Annotated in this window: 13 protein-coding genes; 4 read left to right on the top strand and 9 right to left on the bottom strand. The window is 30.5% G+C overall.

The window, feature by feature from the left end; genetic code table 11:
• Positions 1-7 precede the first annotated feature (7 nt).
• A complete protein-coding gene (locus AC28QF_RS07910) occupies positions 8-1,993 on the top strand; it encodes a GTP-binding protein (RefSeq protein ID WP_488201398.1) in 1,986 nt (661 codons plus the stop codon).
• Here the strand turns inward: AC28QF_RS07910 and lpxK are convergent.
• Entirely contained in the window at positions 1,986-3,029 is a 1,044-nt protein-coding gene (gene lpxK / locus AC28QF_RS07915; protein WP_488201397.1) for a tetraacyldisaccharide 4'-kinase, read from the bottom strand. The genes AC28QF_RS07910 and lpxK overlap by 8 nt on opposite strands.
• A 135-nt stretch (positions 3,030-3,164) precedes the next feature.
• Here lpxK and AC28QF_RS07920 point away from each other — a divergent pair, with 135 nt between their 5' ends.
• Together AC28QF_RS07920 and AC28QF_RS07925 are read left to right on the top strand one after the other, a co-directional pair.
• Entirely contained in the window at positions 3,165-4,259 is a 1,095-nt protein-coding gene (locus AC28QF_RS07920; RefSeq protein WP_488201396.1) for a Nif3-like dinuclear metal center hexameric protein, read from the top strand.
• 3 nt (positions 4,260-4,262) lie between these two features.
• Positions 4,263-5,033, top strand: a complete 771-nt coding sequence (locus tag AC28QF_RS07925; protein WP_488201395.1) for a zinc ribbon domain-containing protein — start codon at positions 4,263-4,265, stop codon at positions 5,031-5,033.
• 82 nt (positions 5,034-5,115) lie between these two features.
• Here the strand turns inward: AC28QF_RS07925 and AC28QF_RS07930 are convergent, their stop codons facing one another.
• The 7 genes from AC28QF_RS07930 to AC28QF_RS07960 form a co-directional block, all read right to left on the bottom strand.
• Positions 5,116-6,081: a succinylglutamate desuccinylase/aspartoacylase family protein gene (locus tag AC28QF_RS07930; RefSeq protein WP_488201394.1), complete on the bottom strand. Its 966-nt coding sequence runs from the start codon at positions 6,079-6,081 to the stop codon at positions 5,116-5,118.
• Entirely contained in the window at positions 6,074-6,961 is an 888-nt protein-coding gene (gene rimK / locus AC28QF_RS07935; protein WP_488201393.1) for a 30S ribosomal protein S6--L-glutamate ligase, read from the bottom strand. The genes AC28QF_RS07930 and rimK overlap by 8 nt, the downstream gene beginning before the upstream one ends.
• A 294-nt stretch (positions 6,962-7,255) precedes the next feature.
• Positions 7,256-9,100 (bottom strand): DUF349 domain-containing protein, encoded by a 1,845-nt coding sequence (locus AC28QF_RS07940; protein ID WP_488201392.1) that lies wholly within the window; start codon positions 9,098-9,100, stop codon positions 7,256-7,258.
• 87 nt (positions 9,101-9,187) lie between these two features.
• Positions 9,188-9,949: a shikimate dehydrogenase family protein gene (locus AC28QF_RS07945; RefSeq protein WP_488201391.1), complete on the bottom strand. Its 762-nt coding sequence runs from the start codon at positions 9,947-9,949 to the stop codon at positions 9,188-9,190.
• Complete coding sequence (locus AC28QF_RS07950) at positions 9,930-10,937, bottom strand: DUF368 domain-containing protein (RefSeq protein WP_488201390.1); 1,008 nt, start codon at positions 10,935-10,937, stop codon at positions 9,930-9,932. Before AC28QF_RS07950 ends, AC28QF_RS07945 begins: the two co-directional genes overlap by 20 nt.
• Positions 10,938-10,970: 33 nt before the next feature.
• Positions 10,971-11,894, bottom strand: coding sequence for a polyprenyl-phosphate transporter (locus AC28QF_RS07955; protein WP_488201389.1), 924 nt, complete (start codon positions 11,892-11,894; stop codon positions 10,971-10,973).
• 10 nt (positions 11,895-11,904) lie between these two features.
• Entirely contained in the window at positions 11,905-16,299 is a 4,395-nt protein-coding gene (locus AC28QF_RS07960) for a translocation/assembly module TamB domain-containing protein (RefSeq protein ID WP_488201388.1), read from the bottom strand.
• A gap of 178 nt (positions 16,300-16,477) precedes the next feature.
• On the opposite strand from AC28QF_RS07960, the gene tsaD reads away from it, so the two are divergent.
• Positions 16,478-17,506 carry a tRNA (adenosine(37)-N6)-threonylcarbamoyltransferase complex transferase subunit TsaD gene (gene tsaD, locus AC28QF_RS07965; protein WP_488201387.1) on the top strand — a complete coding sequence of 343 codons (1,029 nt, stop codon included), beginning with the start codon at positions 16,478-16,480 and terminating at the stop codon, positions 17,504-17,506.
• Between the two features lie 523 nt (positions 17,507-18,029).
• Here the strand turns inward: tsaD and AC28QF_RS07970 are convergent.
• Positions 18,030-19,661, bottom strand: coding sequence for an ABC-F family ATP-binding cassette domain-containing protein (locus AC28QF_RS07970; protein ID WP_488201386.1), 1,632 nt, complete (start codon positions 19,659-19,661; stop codon positions 18,030-18,032).
• Between the last annotated feature and the right edge of the window lie 229 nt (positions 19,662-19,890).

Here is a 19,890-nt window from a genome sequence, read left to right on the forward strand (position 1 = left end):
CTAATTAATGAAGCATTCTAACATTCTTAATATTGGTATTCTGGCGCATGTAGATGCCGGAAAAACCACATTAACAGAACATTTATTATATCATGCTGGTGCTATTAGAGAAATAGGAAGTGTAGATAAAGGATCTGCGGTTACCGATAATTTAACTTTAGAAAAAGAACGCGGAATTTCGATTAAAGCTGCCACTACTTCTTTTAATTGGAAAAACACTAAAATTAACTTAATTGACACTCCTGGTCACGTAGATTTTTCTAGTGAGGTTGCAAGAACTCTTTGTGTTGTGGATGCTGTTATTTTAGTGATTTCGGCTGTTGAGGGCGTGCAAGCACATACTTTAACAATAGTAGACGCTTTGCATGATTTAAAAATACCTACACTAATTTTTATCAATAAAATAGACAGACCAGGTGCAGACACAGAAGCTATTTTACGACAAATAAAAAAAGAGCTACAATATAAAACGGTAGCTATTTCTACGAGTCATGACGAAGGTTTAACTTCTGCTTATATAGCCGAAGTTTTTAACAATAATAAAATTAGTAAAGAGCAAAAAGAAACTATTACTGAAGAACTCATAGAAACTGATGAAAAGCTGCTTACTCAATATTTAAACGGAATTCATTTTTCTGATGAAGTCTATTTAAATACAATTGCAAAAAGTACTTCAAACAATATGATAGTTCCTGTTTTTACTGGAATTGCGAAAAACAACATTGGTGTTGAAATTTTATTAAACGGATTGGTAGATTTTATCAAACCTAAAAATAGAAATATTTCTGAAGAAGTTGCCGCTTATGTTTATAAATTAGAGCATCATTCAATACATGGAGCCATGGCACATGTAAAAGTTTTTTCAGGTAACTTATCTTCCAAAACAACTATTTACAACCATACACAAGCATTAGAATCTAAAATAAATCAAACAAAAGTATTTCATCATACAAAACATTTAGATACTAATATTACAGCTGGAGACATCGGTATAATTACTGGAGTTTTAGGTACAAAAGCGGGAGACATTCTTGGTAATCCTTCTGAAATACCAACCTTGCCAGAATTAAATATTCCGGTTTTAAGTGTACAAGTAATTGCCATTAACGATAAAGATTATAATGCCCTTGCACAGGCATTACAACTTATAGATAAAGAAGACCCGAGTTTACAATTTAAATGGCATAAACCCGAAAAAGAATTGATTCTTTTATTAATGGGAGACATGCAAATAGAAGTACTCACACACTTACTACAAGAACGTTTTAATATTGCTGTAAATTTTACAGATCCTCAAATAGTTTATAAAGAAACAATTACTAAAGCCGCCGAAGGTTATATATGTTACTGGATGCCGAAACCTTGTTGGGCAATTATGACTTTTTTAATTGAACCTGCAGCGTTAAACTCTGGTGTTACATACCAATCAATTGTTTCTAAAAATGATGTTCATAATAAATATCAAAATGAAATAGCAAAAACGATTCCAAAAGCTTTAGAACAGGGGCTTTTAGGCTGGAATGTTACCGATGTAAAAATTACTTTAATTAAAGGAGAAGATCATAATGTGCATTCTAGACCTGGTGATTTTAATTTAGCTACTCCTATGGGCATCATGAAAGGTTTACAGAACGGAGGTACACATTTATTAGAACCTTTATTACGCTTTGAAATAAAAACAAACGAAGAATTATTAGGTAAATTAATTTCTGAACTTACTCATAGAAGAGCAACAATAAACACACCTACTTTTGAGCAAGATTTGGTAATACTATCAGGTACGATTCCTGTTGCTACATCTTTAGATCTTAGCATAAAACTAAATAGTATTTGCAGCGGTAGGCTTCGTTTAAGAACCGTTTTTCATGAATATGCTGTTTGTCCTGAAGGAGAAGGAAAAACAAAGAAGTTTAAAGGTGTAAATCCGTTAGATGAAGCACAATGGATTTTACATCGTCGTGGTGCTTACAAGGCAGATGAACGCGTTATTTAATGTTTTTTTTATCTTCTATATGATCAATTACAAACTGCTTAAACTTTTCTTCCTCAGATAAAAAAGTGCTTTTTATAGTTATATAACACATGTTTTTAAGTTTACCTTGTAAACGCATATAATCTTTCTCTGTCGTTAAGATCATCTTATTTTTAGACGGTAAAGCATTAAATGCTTTTTCGATTTTTAAAATATCTTGCGCATTAAAATCATAATGATCTGCATATTCTAAATGCTTATAATTGATATTTTCTTTTGATAAAAAACTTAATAACGAACTAGGCTTTGCAATTCCTGTAACTAATAAAACATCTTTATGCTTTAAATCAGCAATAGTAAGTTCAGACCCTGCTCCTTTTAAGTTTTCATCGTAAGAAATAGTGGTAAAAAACAACTGTTGATTTTTACTAGGATTAATTTTTATTCTGATTTTTTCTTTAGCTGCTTCTAATAAATTCTCAGGACATTTCGTAACAATTATTATAGCTGCACGTTTTGCTCCTCTTCTACACTCTCTTAAATTTCCGGTAGGCAAAATAAAATCATCCACATACAAATCATCATATTTCGTTAACAAAATATAACTACTACCCTTTACTTTTCTATGCTGATAAGCATCATCGAGTAAAACAACTTGCGGCGAAACATCACTTTTTAATAATTGTTGAATTCCGTTTATTCTATCAGCATCAACAGCAATGATTACTTCATTTTTAAACTTTTTATAAAACTGCAAAGGCTCATCACCAACATCAGCTGCAGTGTGATTTGTGTTTACAATCTGAAAACCTGTTGTTTTTCGTTTGTAACCACGACTTAAAACAGCAACCTTATGCCTATCTTTTAGTAAACGAATTAAATATTCTATTTGCGGCGTTTTTCCTGTTCCACCAACACTTAAGTTTCCGACTACAATAACAGGAATATCAAAAGAGGTAGATTTTAATACACCTAACTCAAAAAACCAATTACGAATCGTTGTAACAACGTCGTATAAAACTGCAAACGGAAATAATAAAAATCTAAGTAATTTCATTACATCAAAAGTAAAAATTATTTCGTCATTACGAACAAAGTGTAGTAATCTTTCATAGTAAATTAGATTACTTAGTCATTCTTCCTCGTAATAACAAGTTTTAGTAACTTAGCAGCATCCTTTAAAATCAAGAAAATGCAAATAAAAGACGTTACTGACCATATAGAAAAACTAGCACCACTTTCGTATGCTGAAGATTTTGACAATGTTGGTTTACTAATTGGTAGTTATAACACAAAAGTAACTGGAGTTTTAGTTACGCTTGATACTTTAGAAGAAACCGTTGATGAGGCTATTGCTAATAATTGCAACTTAATTATAAGTTTTCACCCGATTATTTTTAGTGGATTGAAAAAAATAAACGGTACTAATTATGTAGAGCGTGTTGTTTTGAAAGCAATTCAAAACAACATTGCTATTTATGCTACACATACTGCTTTAGATAACGTAAATAATGGTGTTTCAGCTAAAATGTGTGAAGTTTTGGGCTTACAAAACTGTAAAACATTAATTCCTAAAAAAGGAATTATAAAGAAACTTACCACGTATGTTCCGATTGCTGAAGCTGAAAAATTACGTACCAAACTTTTTAATGCCGGAGCAGGAAGTATTGGTAATTATGAAAATTGCTCTTTTAATGTAGAAGGCAAAGGAAGCTACAAAGGTGGAGAAAACTCAAACCCAACGGTTGGCGAAAAAGGTAAATTCATGTTTGAAGAAGAAACCTGTATTTCGGTAACTTTTGATAGTTATTTAGAAGGCAAAATATTAAAAGCTTTATTCGATTTTCATTTGTATGAAGAAGTAGCTTACGAAATTATTACTTTAGAAAACAGTAACCAACATATAGGTATGGGAATGCTTGGCGAATTAGCAAACCCTATGAATGAAAAAGAATTTCTAACTTTTGTTAAGAAAACTTTTAAAACTGATTGCGTTAGACATTCTGAATTGTTAGATAAACCAATTAAAAAAGTTGCTGTTTTAGGCGGATCAGGAAGCTTTGCCATAAAAAATGCCATGAGATTGAAAGCAGATGCTTATATTAGTGCTGATTTTAAATATCATGAGTTTTTTAAAGCTGAAAAAAGAATATTACTTGCTGATGTTGGACATTATGAAAGTGAACAGTTTACAAAAAACCTTTTGAGTGATTATCTTCGTAAAAAATTTAGTACTTTTGCGATTATTTTAAGTGAAAAAAGTACAAATCCAATACACTATATATAACAGATGGCAAAAAAAGAAGTAACGGTAGAAGAAAAGTTAAGAGCGTTATATGATTTACAGTTAATCGATTCTAGAATTGACGAAATCAGAAATGTTCGTGGTGAATTACCTTTAGAAGTTGAAGATTTAGAAGATGAAGTTGCCGGATTAAACACAAGACTTTCTAAGTTAAAAGAAGAAGCTACTAGTATAGATACTGATGTTAGCAATAAGAAATTGGCTATTACAGAATCTAAAGCTTTAATCGAAAAATACGCAGAACAACAAAAGAATGTTCGTAACAATCGTGAGTTTGACTCTTTATCAAAAGAAGTTGAATTTCAAGAATTAGAGATTGAATTATCTGAAAAGAGAATTAAAGAATATAAAGTTAAAATAGCTCAGAAGAACCAAGTTGTTGAAACTACTAAAGAGAAATTAAAAAAGCAAGAAACTCATTTAACTCACAAGAAAAATGAATTAGACGCTATTTTAAAAGAAACAGAGAAAGAAGAGTTATTACTAAAAGAGAAATCTTTAGAATATGCAAAATCTATCGATGATCATTTATTAACTGCTTATAAAAGAATTCGTACAAAAGTAAGAAACGGCTTAGCTGTTGTTGCTATTGAGCGTGGTGCTGCTGGGGGTTCTTTCTTTACAATACCGCCTCAGGTACAGTTAGAAATTGCTAACCGTAAGAAAATTACAATCGATGAGCATAGTGGTCGTATCTTAGTAGATGCTGCTTTAGCGCAAGAAGAAAAAGAAAAAATTGACAATCTATTTGTTTAATATTTTACTTTTAAATATAAAAAAAGCTCTCGTTTCCGAGAGCTTTTTTTATGCGCAACAATAATAATAGTCGTTTAATATTTTAACTATTGTGAATTGCTATGTGAGCAATCGCGTCTCCTTGATTTACGATTGGAGAATGGTTTAAGCAAATAATATAACCAGCTACCGATGCTTTAATTTTTCTTTCAAAAAAACCATATGGATCAGTTATCAAACCTATAACAGCTCCTTTTTCTACAGGATCTCCATTACGCAACAATGATCTATACATTCCTGAAGCACTAGCTCTTATCCATTTTGAATCACTAAAAACTATTTGTTCTTCATCATTATCGAAAGGTATATATGATTTTGGAAATTTTTTAACACCTAAATGATTTAAAACATTTAAAATTCCTGTAACCCCAACATGGGTTACTTTATTATTTATATCTAAAGACTTTCCTCCTTCATACAATAGTACTTTTTTTCCTATTGCAACAGCTGATGCCCTAAAAGATTTATCACGCTCAGACGAGTATTTAACAAACTTAGCTCCGAAAATCTTAGCTAAATTAAAAGTATCCGCATCATCTTCAGAAATTCTTACCTGCGGATAATTAAATCTATCATCTCCTCCCGTATGGAAGTCGATGCAATAATCTGCATGCGTAACTACTTCATTCATAAAAGAATACGCAAAATTACTAGCTAAAGAACCTTTTTTAGTACCAGGAAAACTTCTATTTAAATCTTTACCATCAGGAAATTCTCTTGTCTTAATAATAAATCCAAATACGTTTAACACAGGAACACAAATAATCATTCCTGCATCTGGCACATTATATTTATTAGCTACCATTTGCCTAACAATCTCAATTCCGTTCACCTCATTACCATGAATACCTGCACTTACTAATACGCAAGGCCCATCTTTTTTGGCTCTACTTACAATAACAGCAACTTCTATCTTTGTTCTTGTATGTAATCGAGCAATATCCATTTTTATTTGATACGACTTACCAGGTAAAATTTTCTCTCCTAGTATGGTAATTTCTTTAGACATTTCTTTCTATATAACGAATAATGTTTTTGGCGATGTCTAACTTAGTTGCTAGTTCTATACCTTCTAAACCAGGCGAAGAATTTACTTCCATTATCATTGGTCCTGAATTAGACTGTAACATATCTACACCACAAACACTTAAACCTAATTTCTTTGCAGCTTTTAATGCAGCGTTTTCTTCTTCTTCTGTTAATTCAAATAATTCGGCAGTTCCTCCTCTATGTAAATTAGACCTAAACTCACCTTCTTTACCTTGTCTTTTCATTGCTCCAACTACATTTCCATCAACTACAAAAACACGTAAATCAGCTCCTTTAGCTTCTGCAATAAACTCCTGAACAATAACACGTGCTTGTAAGCCATTAAAAGCTTCTAATACAGATTCTGCTGCACTTTTTGTTTCAGCCAACACTACACCTACTCCTTGAGTACCTTCTAATAATTTAATAATACAAGGAGCTCCTCCTACTTTATTAATTACAGCACTAACATTTTTAGAGTTATTTGTAAAGGTTGTTTTAGGCATATTTAAACCTGCCTTAGATAACACTTGCATACTTTGTAACTTATCTCTAGAGCACACCAAAGCTTGAGAGTTTAATGTAGAAAAAATATTCATCATCTCGAATTGGCGAACAACTGCTGTACCATAAAAAGTAATTGATGCTCCAATTCTTGGAATTACTGCATCTATTCCTTCTAAAAGTTTACCTTTATAATATATTTGCGGCTTTTTTTTCTCAATTAACAAATCACATTTCCCATGGTCTATAACCAACATTTCATGTCCGCGCGCTTCTCCAGCAGCTACCAGCCTTTTTGTTGAATATAACTCTGAATTCCTTGATAATACTGCAATTCTTAATTTTTGCATTTTCATTAAATTATTTAAATTTTGAGACAACAAACATAGAGCTTTTTATATCTTAATAGTAAAAAAATAAAAAAAATTCCAACTTAAATCATTCTAAAAACTAGTTGAAAAATTAGAGTTTATTTTTTTCTATTTAAATAAACTATTAATTCATATTCAAAACCCTAATACTCATTGAGTATTTATATCTTCTTAATATAGGGAATTTAATTACTTTTTAAAAATATATGACACTATTATATAAAAAAACTCGAATCTTAAGATTCGAGTTTTTCTTTAGTATTTATTAAAAAAGGTAAATTAATAATCTAATTTTTTTATATATGATAATTTAGCTTTCCAAACATCTAATTGATCTTTAAATTCTTGGATTCCTTTACGAACATTTTGTACTAAAGGATTATCATCTTTTGCATTAGAAAAGAAGCCCAAATTATTTTCTAACTGTTGCATATCTCGAACAGATTCGTCTATTTTTTTACGAATAAAATACTGTTCGTTATCTAGTTTCTTATAATCTTGTTGTATTAGGTAAGTATCTACAAGATTTTTAAATTTCATCATTTCAATATCTGCTTTACTCATATTTAGGTTTCCTAAATGAGCATCTATTGCTTTATTAAATTTCTCATCTAAATGACGTGCGTTTCTTGGCAAAGAACCTAAATTTCTCCAATTAACAATGCTTTCTTCAATAGCTTCTAATGTTAAATTTTCTGATGCTTTAAGATTTCCTAAAAATTCTTTTTTAGTTTCTACCACCACTAACTGCTCTTTATTTTGCTCGTCTTTTTGAGCATGCAATCTATCAAAATAGAAATTACACGCATTTTTAAAACGTTTCCATATATCATCAGAGAATTTTCTTGGTACGTGCCCTACTTTTTTCCAATCAGATTGAATACGCTTCATCGTGTTGGTAGCGTCTTCCCAATCATCACTATCCTTTATACTTTCAGCAAGCTCAATTAATGCAATTTTACTTTTTAAATTATCATTTTGAGTACTTTTTTCTGCTTTATAAAAAACGTTTTTAGAACTATTAAATTTTTTAGTTGCATCTTTAAACTGTTGCCAAACAGCCTCACTTTTATTGTAAGGTAATTTACCTATATCAAAATATTTTTTTCTTAATTTTTCTAACTCTACAATACTTTTTTGCCAATCATTATGTGACTTATTATTGGAGGTATCAAATGCATCAATTTCAGCTACAACTTCTAATTTAGCATCAATCATTTCTTGATACTTCGATTTTAATTCTTTAAAATATAAGTGACGCTTGTCATGTATTTTTTTGGTTGCTTCACTAAATTTACCCCAAACATCTTCTCTATGTTCTTTTCCTACAGGTCCAATTTCTTCTTTCCATAAACGGTGTAAATCTTGTAAATCTTTAAAAGCTACATTTACATCAGTTACCTCATTTAATGCTTCAGCAAGAGTAATTAACTTTAATTTTTCTTCTAAATTATGCTTAAAATCAAGTTCTCTAAAATCTTTATTTAAGTTTAATAAATCATAAAAACGCTCTACATGATGGTGGTAAACTTTCCAGGTATCATTGTATTTTGTTTTTGGAACAGGCCCTATAGTTCTCCAACTTTTTTGAATTGTTTGAAAATCATTATACATTGTTTTTTCATCTGCATTTGCAATCAATGATTTTAATTCATCAATTAAAACATTCCTTTTAGTAAGGTTTTCTTTTAATTGATTTTCTAGTTGAGAATAATAAGCATCACGCTTTGTTTTATACTCTCCTAATAACTTATTGTATTCTGCTTTTAGCGGGCTTGAAAATTGAAAATCAATTGAATTCCCTCCTTCTGCCAAAAAAACTTCTTTTTTCTCTGCTAATAACGCACCAAACTTTGCATTAAATGCATTTTTAAGCGAATCTATGTTCGACTTTAACTGTTGCACCTGATAGCTTGCTAATAACTTTTTTAATTCTTCAACCAACGAATCTAACTCCATCGAAGTATATTCTAACATTGGTATTTCGTGCTTTTCATCTGCTTTTTCAGACTCATTAGCCACTTCGTTTTCTACTTCATTTACTGCTTTTTCAGTTTCTACTTTTACAGCAGTATTATCTTCAGTAATTGGTTGTTGTAATTTTTCTTCGTTATTTTCTAACATATCTACAATGTTTAAGTTCCTAATTATTAATTTTATAAATATACGGATTCTTATAGAATACCAAATTTTATTTTCAAGTAGTTATCGTTAGTTATCATTCCATATTCTCCAAGCCTTTTCTGCTTGCTGTTCTAACATTTCTAATCCGTTTTTTATAGCCGCTCCTTTGTCTTTTCCTTTTTTTAAAAAAGCTGTTTGGACAGGGTTATAAATTAAATCAAATAATAAATGTTCTTTTGTTATAAATTGATATGGAATATCTGGACAATCATTAATATTTGGGTGCGTTCCTAAGGGTGTGCAATTAATTATTAAGTGATGAGATTTAATAATTTTCTTTGTTAGGTCTTTATATGCAATTTGCTTCTTCCCTTCCGGGTTTCTTGAAACAAATTTATATTTAATATCTAATTTCTTAAGCACATAAGCAACCGCTTTTGAAGCACCACCTGTACCTAAAATTAATGCTTTTTTATGATGATTTATCAACAGGGGTTTTAAAGATTTTTTAAATCCATAAACATCCGTATTAAAACCTTTTAATTTTCCTTTTTTAGATATCTTTATTGTATTCACTGCACCAACTTTTTGCGCTTTTTTATCTATTTTATCTAAATAATTAAAAACATCTAATTTATAAGGAATCGTTACATTCAACCCCTTTAAAAACCTTTTATTATCTTCTATTTTTAAAGGAAGTTCTTTTATTGATTGAATATCGAAGTTTACATATTCACTACTATCAAGCCCTAACTCTTTAAATTTATTTGTAAAGTATCCTATCGAAAATGAATATGAAATATTTTTTCCAACCAAGGCATAAACATTACTATTTTCTCTTTCTTCCATAAAAATCTATAATTAAAATTAAGGCAATACCAAAAATGATAAAACCTATAGAGACCCAAGTTTCTTGTATTAATAAGTCAGGTATAAATCTTTCGTAATTCTCAACAACTTTACCCCCTTGTTGATCTAACAAAAAAGTATCGTTATTTACCTTGTATATTGTTTTTTTCCAAGGCCAAACAATTCCTAAAGATCCTGTAATAAAACCGATAATAATTGCAGTTACTATTTGATTCCATCTTTTTAAAACATAGCCTAATATATGCGACATAGAAACTAATCCGAATGCCGAACCTACTGTAAAAACACTTATAATTTTTAAATATCTAATTTTTGTTTGATCTTTTAAAACCTCAAAATCCCCTGACAAAACGCTTGTAGCAACACTTCCTAAAACATTTACACTATCAACCAATAGTAGTACATAATTACCTAATAAAATTAGAATAAATGAGCCCGAAAGACCTGGCAATGTCATTCCAGAAACACCTATAATGCCGCATATAAAAACAAACCAAAGATTGTCATTTTCTTTTGCTGGTGTCATAAAACTAATAAATACTCCTATTGAGATTCCTATTGCTAAAGCTATTAAGTTTTTTGGTCGCCAATCATTAAAACCTTTTGATATGTAATAAATAGAACCTATAATCATTCCAAAAAACCAAGCCCAGACGTAGAGCTCGTAATTTTTTAAAAAATAATCTAAAATTAAAGAAATGCTAAAGTAACTAAACATACTACCTAACATTACCGAAACTAAAAATTGCAAATTGGTATACTCTGCAAAACTTTTAAATCTTCCTTTAAAAAGGAGCATAAAAGCCTTACCATTTATTCTTTGAAAAGAAAATATAAGTTCTTCATAAAACCCCATTACAAAAGCGACCATACCGCCCGAAACACCAGGGACTTTATTCGCTCCTCCCATTATTAATCCCTTAAGAAAAAGATTTGTTTTTTGTAATAGTGTGCGTTGTATATACATTCTATGCTATTAAAGCTCTAAGATACTTATTTTCTATTGCTCTTTTACAGCAAGTTTTTCAAGTAATAAAATTAATGCAAAACCGATAATTATTAGTATTGATGCATACATTAATTGCGGATTTCCATCATATGAAAAAGGTGAAACTGACAACTCATTAAAAGGCACTTGCTGTCCGTGAGAATTAGTTCTGAATGTTAATACTTTTTTCCAAGGCCAAATTTTATTTAACGAACCTATTATAAACCCTGTTAAAACAGCTAGTGTATAATTTTTATAGTTTGCAAATAAGTATTTTAAAACTCTAGAAAAAGATAACAATCCTATAATTGCCCCTGCACCAATAGCTGCTACCGTTGTGAAATCGCGATTATTTACTGCGGCTAACACAGGCTTATATGCACCTAAAAGCACTAATATAAACGAACCTGAAATACCTGGCAAAATCATAGCACAAATAGCTATTGCACCCGCAAAAAACATAAAAAGGGTTGATGAATTTTCGGATATCATCGGGTTTAAAGTCGTTATATAATATGCTAAAACGGCTCCTAAAGTCACTAAAAGCAAAGCAATAAAATTCCACTTTGTAATTTGTTTGGCAATATAAATTACACTTGCTAAAACCAATCCGAAGAAAAAAGACCACAATAAAATTGGGTGACTTGTTAATAACCAAGAAATTACTTTTGCTAAAGAAATAACGCTAATAAACATCCCAACAAATAGCGATGCTAAAAAATTGCCATTCAATTGTTTCCAGGCGGCTTTTAACCCGTCTTTTTTTAACGTTTTAAACAAGCTTAAATTAATATTACTAATCGAGCTTAGTAATTCTTCATAAATCCCTGATATAAAAGCAATCGTTCCTCCAGAAACTCCTGGAACAACATCTGCTGCTCCCATGGCAACTCCTTTTAACATGATTACCAAATAATCCTTTTTAGTTCTGTTCATATAAGTTTGGTTATTCTTTTTTCTTTTTTGCTTTAAAGCGCACTAATTTTTTCTTTTTTGGCTGCAAACTATCTTTTTTTACGGCTTTTTTCTTTATTCCTAGTTTTTTACCTAAGTCTGATAAATTATTAAAATTTACTTGATACGACAATCCAATACCTTGTGTATACCCTTCTTCTTCTGTTGAATACTGAATTTCATTTTGTCTATTAAAAACTGTCCCTCTTAAACTACCTTCTTCGTTTAATAACACCTCAACCTTTACCTCACCAACTACACTTGTTTGTGTATTTGCACCTACAGGAACCCCAACTTTACCGTTAACAAGAACACGATCGCTTAACTGCGTTGAGATAGATACATCTACTTGATCATCCGATCGCAAACTATTAACATCACCTCTATCTCCTTGGGTATAACCTAGGCCTAATTGAAACTTATTACCCTTACTGTTTAACATATCTGTTAGAATACTTGAAGCAATTTCTGATGCTGTACCTGTTAAACCTGATGCTGCACTATTACCAATAGTTTCCTCATTATAAAAAGTACCAAAAGCTAACAAAAAGGTAAAATGTTGCATTTTCGTATTTAAATCATTTCCATTTAAAATAAACTCTAACTCTGAAGCTACTGTTGAATTTGCATTCGGAATTTTAATATCAAATTCTTGTTTTGAATTAAATAAACCTCCTGTAATTTTGGTATATAAATCGATAGGGATTTTTCGATTCGAATTAATATTATCTAACAATTGTGCCGGATTTGCCTTCGTTTTATAAATTGCCGTTAAATCTAACTCAGCATCATCAGGACTTCCATTCCAAGCAATAGTTCCTCCTTTTTGAACCGTAAAAGGTTTTGTTATTCCGGCATATTTAAAGTTATACAGCCCTTTATCTATTTCGAAGTCACCATACATTTTAAATTTACCAAGCGTATTTATATCGATCCTTAAATTACCTTCTCCACTTCCTTTTAACTCACTACCTGAAACTTTATCTATCACTACCTGCGCAATAGCATCTTTGGTTACTGCTAGATTTATTTTTAAATCTAGTCCTTTTATATCTTTAATTGTTCCATTTATACTTTCTTCATCAGGCTTATCTGTTTTAAAGCGAATTAACCTATAATTATCTATTGTTTTTACATTATTTAACGGAATTACAAACACAGTTCCTTTGTTTGTTTTACCTTCTACAAGAATATCTAAATTACTAGTAAGCCCTCTAATTTCAGCACTTCCATCTAAAAAACCGGTTCCGTAATAAGAAGATTCCTCAGTTTCTTGGGTATCTAATATTAATAGATTTCGAGTTTTTATATCTAATTTTAAATACCATTCTTTAAAATTTTGATGCGCAATATATCCTGATAAAGTTCCTTTCGTTTTGTGTTTTGTATCTTCTAATAAAAAATTATTTAGTGTAAACTGCTGCTTATCTAAAGTAATGCTTGTTTGGCCTTTGAAGTCGAAATCGATGTTTAAATACGGAAAAGTTAAACCAGCATTTTTAAAATTTAATACCCCCTGAAAATCGGGGTTATTTAAAAATCCTTTGGCTGTAAAATCTCCGGTAACTTTTCCTCTTAATCTACTTAAAACTTCTTTTCCTAATGGGCTAAAAGCCTCTATGTCATATTCATTTAAAGACACATCCAAATCAATTGTTGATTTCTTTTTTGATAAATCAACCTCACCAACTGCCGAAATATTCTTAGCACTTTCACTAACTAAAGAAAGATTTACGTTGTATTTTTCGTAAGAATTGTTTCCTGTAACATCTAGCGCTAAATCACCTTGTAAAAACTCATTTATTTTAAAATTATCTATTGATAAGTTTCCTTTTGGCGTTATTTTATCTCCTTCTTGCTTAAAATCTATAACTCCGCTTAAATCACCATCTAAACGTAAGCTATCAACCAAGGGCAAAAAACTCCCTAATTTAACCTTATCAAAAGTAGCTTCTAAATCTTTATAAGTACTATCTCTAACAATTCCTTTAAACTCAATTTTTTGTGCTGCGGATTGAAATATAAATGGACTTATCTTAAAGTTATTCTTCTTTAAATCGAACGCTACTTTATGATTTTTATCTTCTTGCTCATTTATAACCCAATCAAACCCTTTGTAGTTAAGTGTAGATTTTTGAATACCCACAACAGATTTCTGTAATTCATTAATGGTATAATAAAAATCTAAATTAAAACTCTCAGAATAATCTTTACCTCCTTTAAAAACAGATTTAAAATACAAGGTGTCATTTTCTGTTCTGTTTAACAGGTTCAATTTCTCTATATTATAATACTTTGTGTTAATTTTACTTGCCGTTAGATGTGTATTATATAGCGGATTTTTATTATCCATTCTTAACACTATATTTTCTATAACATTTTTATAGGCATCAATTTCTGGCGATGTAAAAGTTAGCTTTAATGCATTTTTATCTGAATTTATTCTTCCTTTTAATTTTGTGTTTTTACCTATAGATATGTTTGGTAAAAAGATATCTATAATTTGATTATAAATAGTAAAATCGAAATCTAAAAACTGATTTGGTGCTACTTTATAAGGTTGGTAATTTGTATAAACACTTCCTAAAGCGTTTTGAGCGATCGGAATTAATTCTTCAAACGAAAACTTTCCTTTTAATTCTCCTTTTACAATTTCTTCAGAATTTACCTCTATTGTTTTAATACTATCTTTAACCGACGAGTTTATTTCAAATATTTTAAAAGGATATTGCTGTTTTTGATTTGTGTAAATTAAGTTTTCGAAAGTTGCTTTACCTACAATATCATTAAAAGTATTTCCTGAAATATTTAAATTGATGTTTCCTTTTAACTCAGAAATACTATCGCGAGTAAATAGGTTTGTTCTTTTTAGATCAATTCTTTCAATATTAGCTATAAAATCAAATTTATTTACTTTTGATGAAAAATCTGCTAATCCTTCAAACTTTAAATTAAAATTATCGTCTTTAGAACTTAACAAACCATCAAACTTTTTGTTCTGAAACTGCCCGTTTACATTTAAGTTTTTATAATTGTAATCATTAAATTCTAGACTGCTAACTTTACCTATTATAATAGTGTTTATATTATTTACATTAAAACCACTACCATTCACATCGGCCTTTAAGGATATTTTTCCTAGCAACGGATCGTTTGCAAAAATCCCTAAATCTAAATTTTTAAATTCTACTTCACCAACATAAGTAGCGTCTTCAATTTTATCAATATTTGTTAATTGAAGATCAGAAACTATCGATCCTATTTCTGATTTTACAGAAAGTGTCGCATCCATTTGTTCTGGCGTAATTCTAACAAGACCTTTTAATTTAAAATCTCCTAACCTTTTAAATTCTGGTGGTAAGGATTTACCTAATAAATTGGGTAATACATTTTTTAATTGAGAGTAATTTGCGGTAACATTGTCTAAATCTGCATCAAAAACAAAACCTCTACTTGTTTTAATAGCATTAACAAAACCCATATTACCAATAACTTTCATTCCGTTTTTAGAATAAAGTCTAATATTATTAGCGCTAAAATTATTTAATACGCCATTGATATCTCCTTGAAAATATAAAATATCATTACCGTTTAATTCATTGTATAACTTATTTAAATCTTTAACAGCAAGAGCACTTTTAATGAAATTTGCTTTAATTTTTACTTTGTCATTAAAATTAACAAAATCTTTTCGATCATAGGTGAATTTTATATCTCCTTGTAGTTTTGACTTATGATTAGTTTCTAATACTGTTTTATCTAAATACATATACGATCTTGTATATGTAAAATCAGTTGTTAAATTAGTTACATTAACACCTCTATTTTCTATAAAACTCATGTTTCTCATATTCAAAGAAACTTCGGGACCTATAATTGAAAAATCTAATATATTTCCATAAGCGTTGTAAGCTGCAAATTTAAGCGGCTTACTTTCGTTTTCATCTGATAACTTAAATGTTAAATTTTCTAGAGTAATTTTATGACTCTTTAACACAAAAACATTCGCTAAACTATCTTTTGGCTTACCATCATTAAAGCTTTCGATAAAAACAGACATGTTATCGTCGTCTTCTCCTTTATACTTTTTCATATTAAAATAAGCACCGCTTAAAGAAGCCTCACCTAAATCAATATTATTTTCTACTATGCGTTTTACATTTTGTAGTGAAGTACTTAAATTTTCAACAAAAATAAGCGTATCTTTATGATGGTCTCTAATCTCAATTCCTTTTAACTGAACACTTCCCAACCATGACAAATCTACCTTCTTAACAACAATATTAGTATTATATTCTTTGTTTAGCCAATTCGTTGCTTGTTTTGCTAATTCGCTTTGAACAATTGGCAGTGATAATAAAATAATAAGCAAGACTAATAAAAGCACAAAGTACTTTAAAAACCTCCACAATATATTACCTGCTTTTTTTATGAGAATATTATTTATAAATGCCTAACAAATGTACTCAGCTAACTGCAAAAATGTTGCCTTATTTTAAAGAAATATTAATTTTAACGAAATTCTAACGCAATATCGATATTTTTGCATTTTAATACAACATACATTGAGTACAAAAAACAGCTATATCTTAGGTATTGAAAGCTCTTGCGACGACACAAGTGCTTCGGTAATTTATAACGGAAAAGTAATAAGTAATGTGGTTGCCAATCAGGAGATACACGCTAAATATGGCGGTGTTGTTCCTGAACTTGCATCAAGAGCGCATCAACAAAATATTGTTCCGGTAGTGCAACAAGCTATCGAACAAGCTAATATTACCAAACACGATTTAAATGCTGTTGCTTTTACACGTGGCCCTGGTTTAATGGGATCGTTATTAGTAGGTACTTCCTTTGCAAAATCTTTTGCCTTAGGTTTAAATATTCCGCTAATAGATATAAACCATATGCAGGGGCATATTTTGGCTCATTTTATTAAAGATAAAGATAGTAAAATACCGCCTTTTCCTTTTGTGTGCTTAACCATAAGTGGCGGACATACGCAGATTGTAAAAGTTACCAATCATTTTGAGATGGAAATCTTAGGTGAAACTATTGATGATGCTGTGGGTGAAGCTTTTGATAAATCAGCAAAAATATTAGGTTTACCTTATCCTGGTGGTCCTTTAATTGACAAATATGCACAATTAGGAAATCCGAAAGCATATCAATTTACAAAACCTAAAGTAGGTGATTTACAATTTAGCTTTAGCGGATTAAAAACAGGAATTTTGCGTTTTATTCAGAAAAATGTAAAAGAGAACTCAAATTTCATTGAAGAAAACCTACACGATATCTGTGCTTCTATTCAACATACAATAGTTGAAATATTAATGGATAAGCTAAAAAACACCGTTAAACAAACCGATATTAAACACATCGCTATTGCTGGTGGTGTTTCTGCTAATTCAGAAATTAGAAAACGTTTAGGCCTTGCCGAAAAACATTGGGGATGGACAACCTACATTCCCAAATTTGAATACACTACCGATAATGCTGCCATGATTGCCATTGCCGGTTATTTAAAATATTTAAACAACGATTTTTCTGATATTTCTGTTACCGCAAAAGCACGTTTAAAAGTTACCGAATAAACATTTTAAATTATATTTATTTAAAAAAAACACCGTTAAAATTATTTAACGGTGTTTTTTGTTTAGAGCCTGTTTAAAAATAGAAGAAACTGTCAGTTCGAGTGATTTTTTTCCTTCAAAAATTTGTATCGAGAACTTTTTTAACATCAAAATAGAACAATTCAAATTCTCGATACAATTTTAATTCCTTTTAGTCATTAAAATCACTCGAATTGACAAAATTGTAGCAAATCAGGATGAGAAACTGAAATAAATTCAGTTTGACGGATTCAATTGACTGTTTCCTTTCTATAAAAACTTAAACTCAAAATATAAAACTTAGCTCAAATTTATAGCCCCGATTGCAGCATATGTTTGAGCTCCTTTTTTTGATTTTTCTTCAAAAAAAGAGCGAGTGCGAAAAGCGGGAAATAGCTTCAAATAAAAAACTATTATTCTCGATACAAATTTCACGCATAAAAAAGAGTTCAATTCACCAGAATTGAGCTCTTTTATCTTTTATCTTTAAAGCTTTAAAAAAATCCTATAAATCGATTTCTTTTAACGCTTTAATATTATTGCGCTCTAAAAAAGCATCAATAGTTTCGAAATGCTCAATAACACGTTGATCTTTAAACTCGAATACTTTTTCTGATAAACCTTGCAGGAAATCACGATCGTGAGACACTAAAATTAAGGTTCCGTCGAAATGTAATAACGCTTCTTTTATCACATCTTTAGATCGTAAATCTAAGTGATTTGTAGGCTCATCTAAAATTAATACATTTACAGGTTCTAGCAATAATTTAACCATTGCCAAACGTGTTTTCTCTCCACCAGAAAGCACTTTTACTTTCTTTTCAATATCATCACCAGCAAACATAAAACGACCTAAAATATTTTTTATTTGCGTTCGCACATCACCTTCTGCAACCTCATCTACCGTTTGAAAAACCGTTAATTCAGGATCTAATAATGATGCCTGATTCTGCGCAAAATACCCAACTTTGGCATTATGTCCTAATCCGCATTCACCTTCAAAATCTATTTCTCCCATAATTGCTTTAATCATCGTTGATTTCCCTTCTCCGTTACGCCCAACAAACGATACTTTTTCACCTCGAGAAATTGAAAAACTAGCCTCTTCAAAAACGGTTAAATTGCCGTATTTTTTAGTTAAGTTTTCTACTTTTACAGGATAATCTCCCGAACGTGGCGATGGCGGAAAACGTAATTTTAGCGACGTCGTATCTACCTCATCAATTTCTATAGGAACAATTTTTTCTAACATACGCACTCGCGATGCAACTTGATTGGTTTTAGAATACGTTCCTTTAAAACGTTCTATAAAACCTTTTATATCATCAATTGTTTTTTGTTGTTCTTGATACGCTTTTATTTGATGCGAACGACGTTCTTTTCTAAGCTCTAAATAATGTGAGTAATTGGCTTTATAATCGTGAATCGTTCCCATGGTAACCTCAATAGTTCGGTTGGTAATATTATCAATAAATGCTTTATCGTGCGAAATTACCACTACTGCTTTGGCTTTGTTTAATAAGAAATTTTCTAACCAAATTACCGATTCTATATCTACGTGGTTCGTTGGTTCATCTAACAAGATTAAATCGGGTTTTTGCAATAAAATCTTCGCCAACTCAATACGCATGCGCCAACCACCACTAAATTCGCTTGTTAAACGATCAAAATCTTCTTGCTTAAACCCCAATCCTTTTAGCGCTTTTTCTACCTCAGCTTCGTAATTTACCTCTTCTAAAGCATAATAACTTTCACCTAAATCGGTAACACGCTCTATAATTTTCATGTATTCTTCCGATTCGTAATCGGTACGCGTTTCTAACTGTTTATTTAATGATTCCATTTCGGTTTTCATCTTAAAAACAGCATCAAAAGCTTTCGATGCTTCTGCTCTCACCGTGCAATTATCTTCCATTAACAAATGCTGTGGCAAGTATGCGATTACTGTGTCTTTCGGGCTTCTAACTCCGCCTTTACTAGCTTTAGAAATACCTGCTATAATTTTCATCATGGTTGATTTTCCGGCGCCGTTTTTACCCATTAAGGCTATTTTATCATTTTCGTTTATCACAAACGAAACATCTTTAAATAAGGTTTTTCCACTAAACTCAACCGTTAATTGATCTACTGTAATCATACATATGTATTTTGAATCGCGAAATTAGCAAAAACTGTGCATAACTTATTAAAAAATTAAAGGAATGCTACTTCTTGATTTTGCTATATTTACAAGAAAAAAATTGCTGATACTTTGTGTTATCTGCTTTTATAATCGGGATAATGAGAATAAAGTTTTGGATATAACGAGTTGCCCACAATAGCGGAAATCACTCAGGCGGAAACAATTATGAGTTAAAAAGCAAGAA

It is taken from the genome of Tenacibaculum sp. M1.3A (assembly GCF_057732375.1).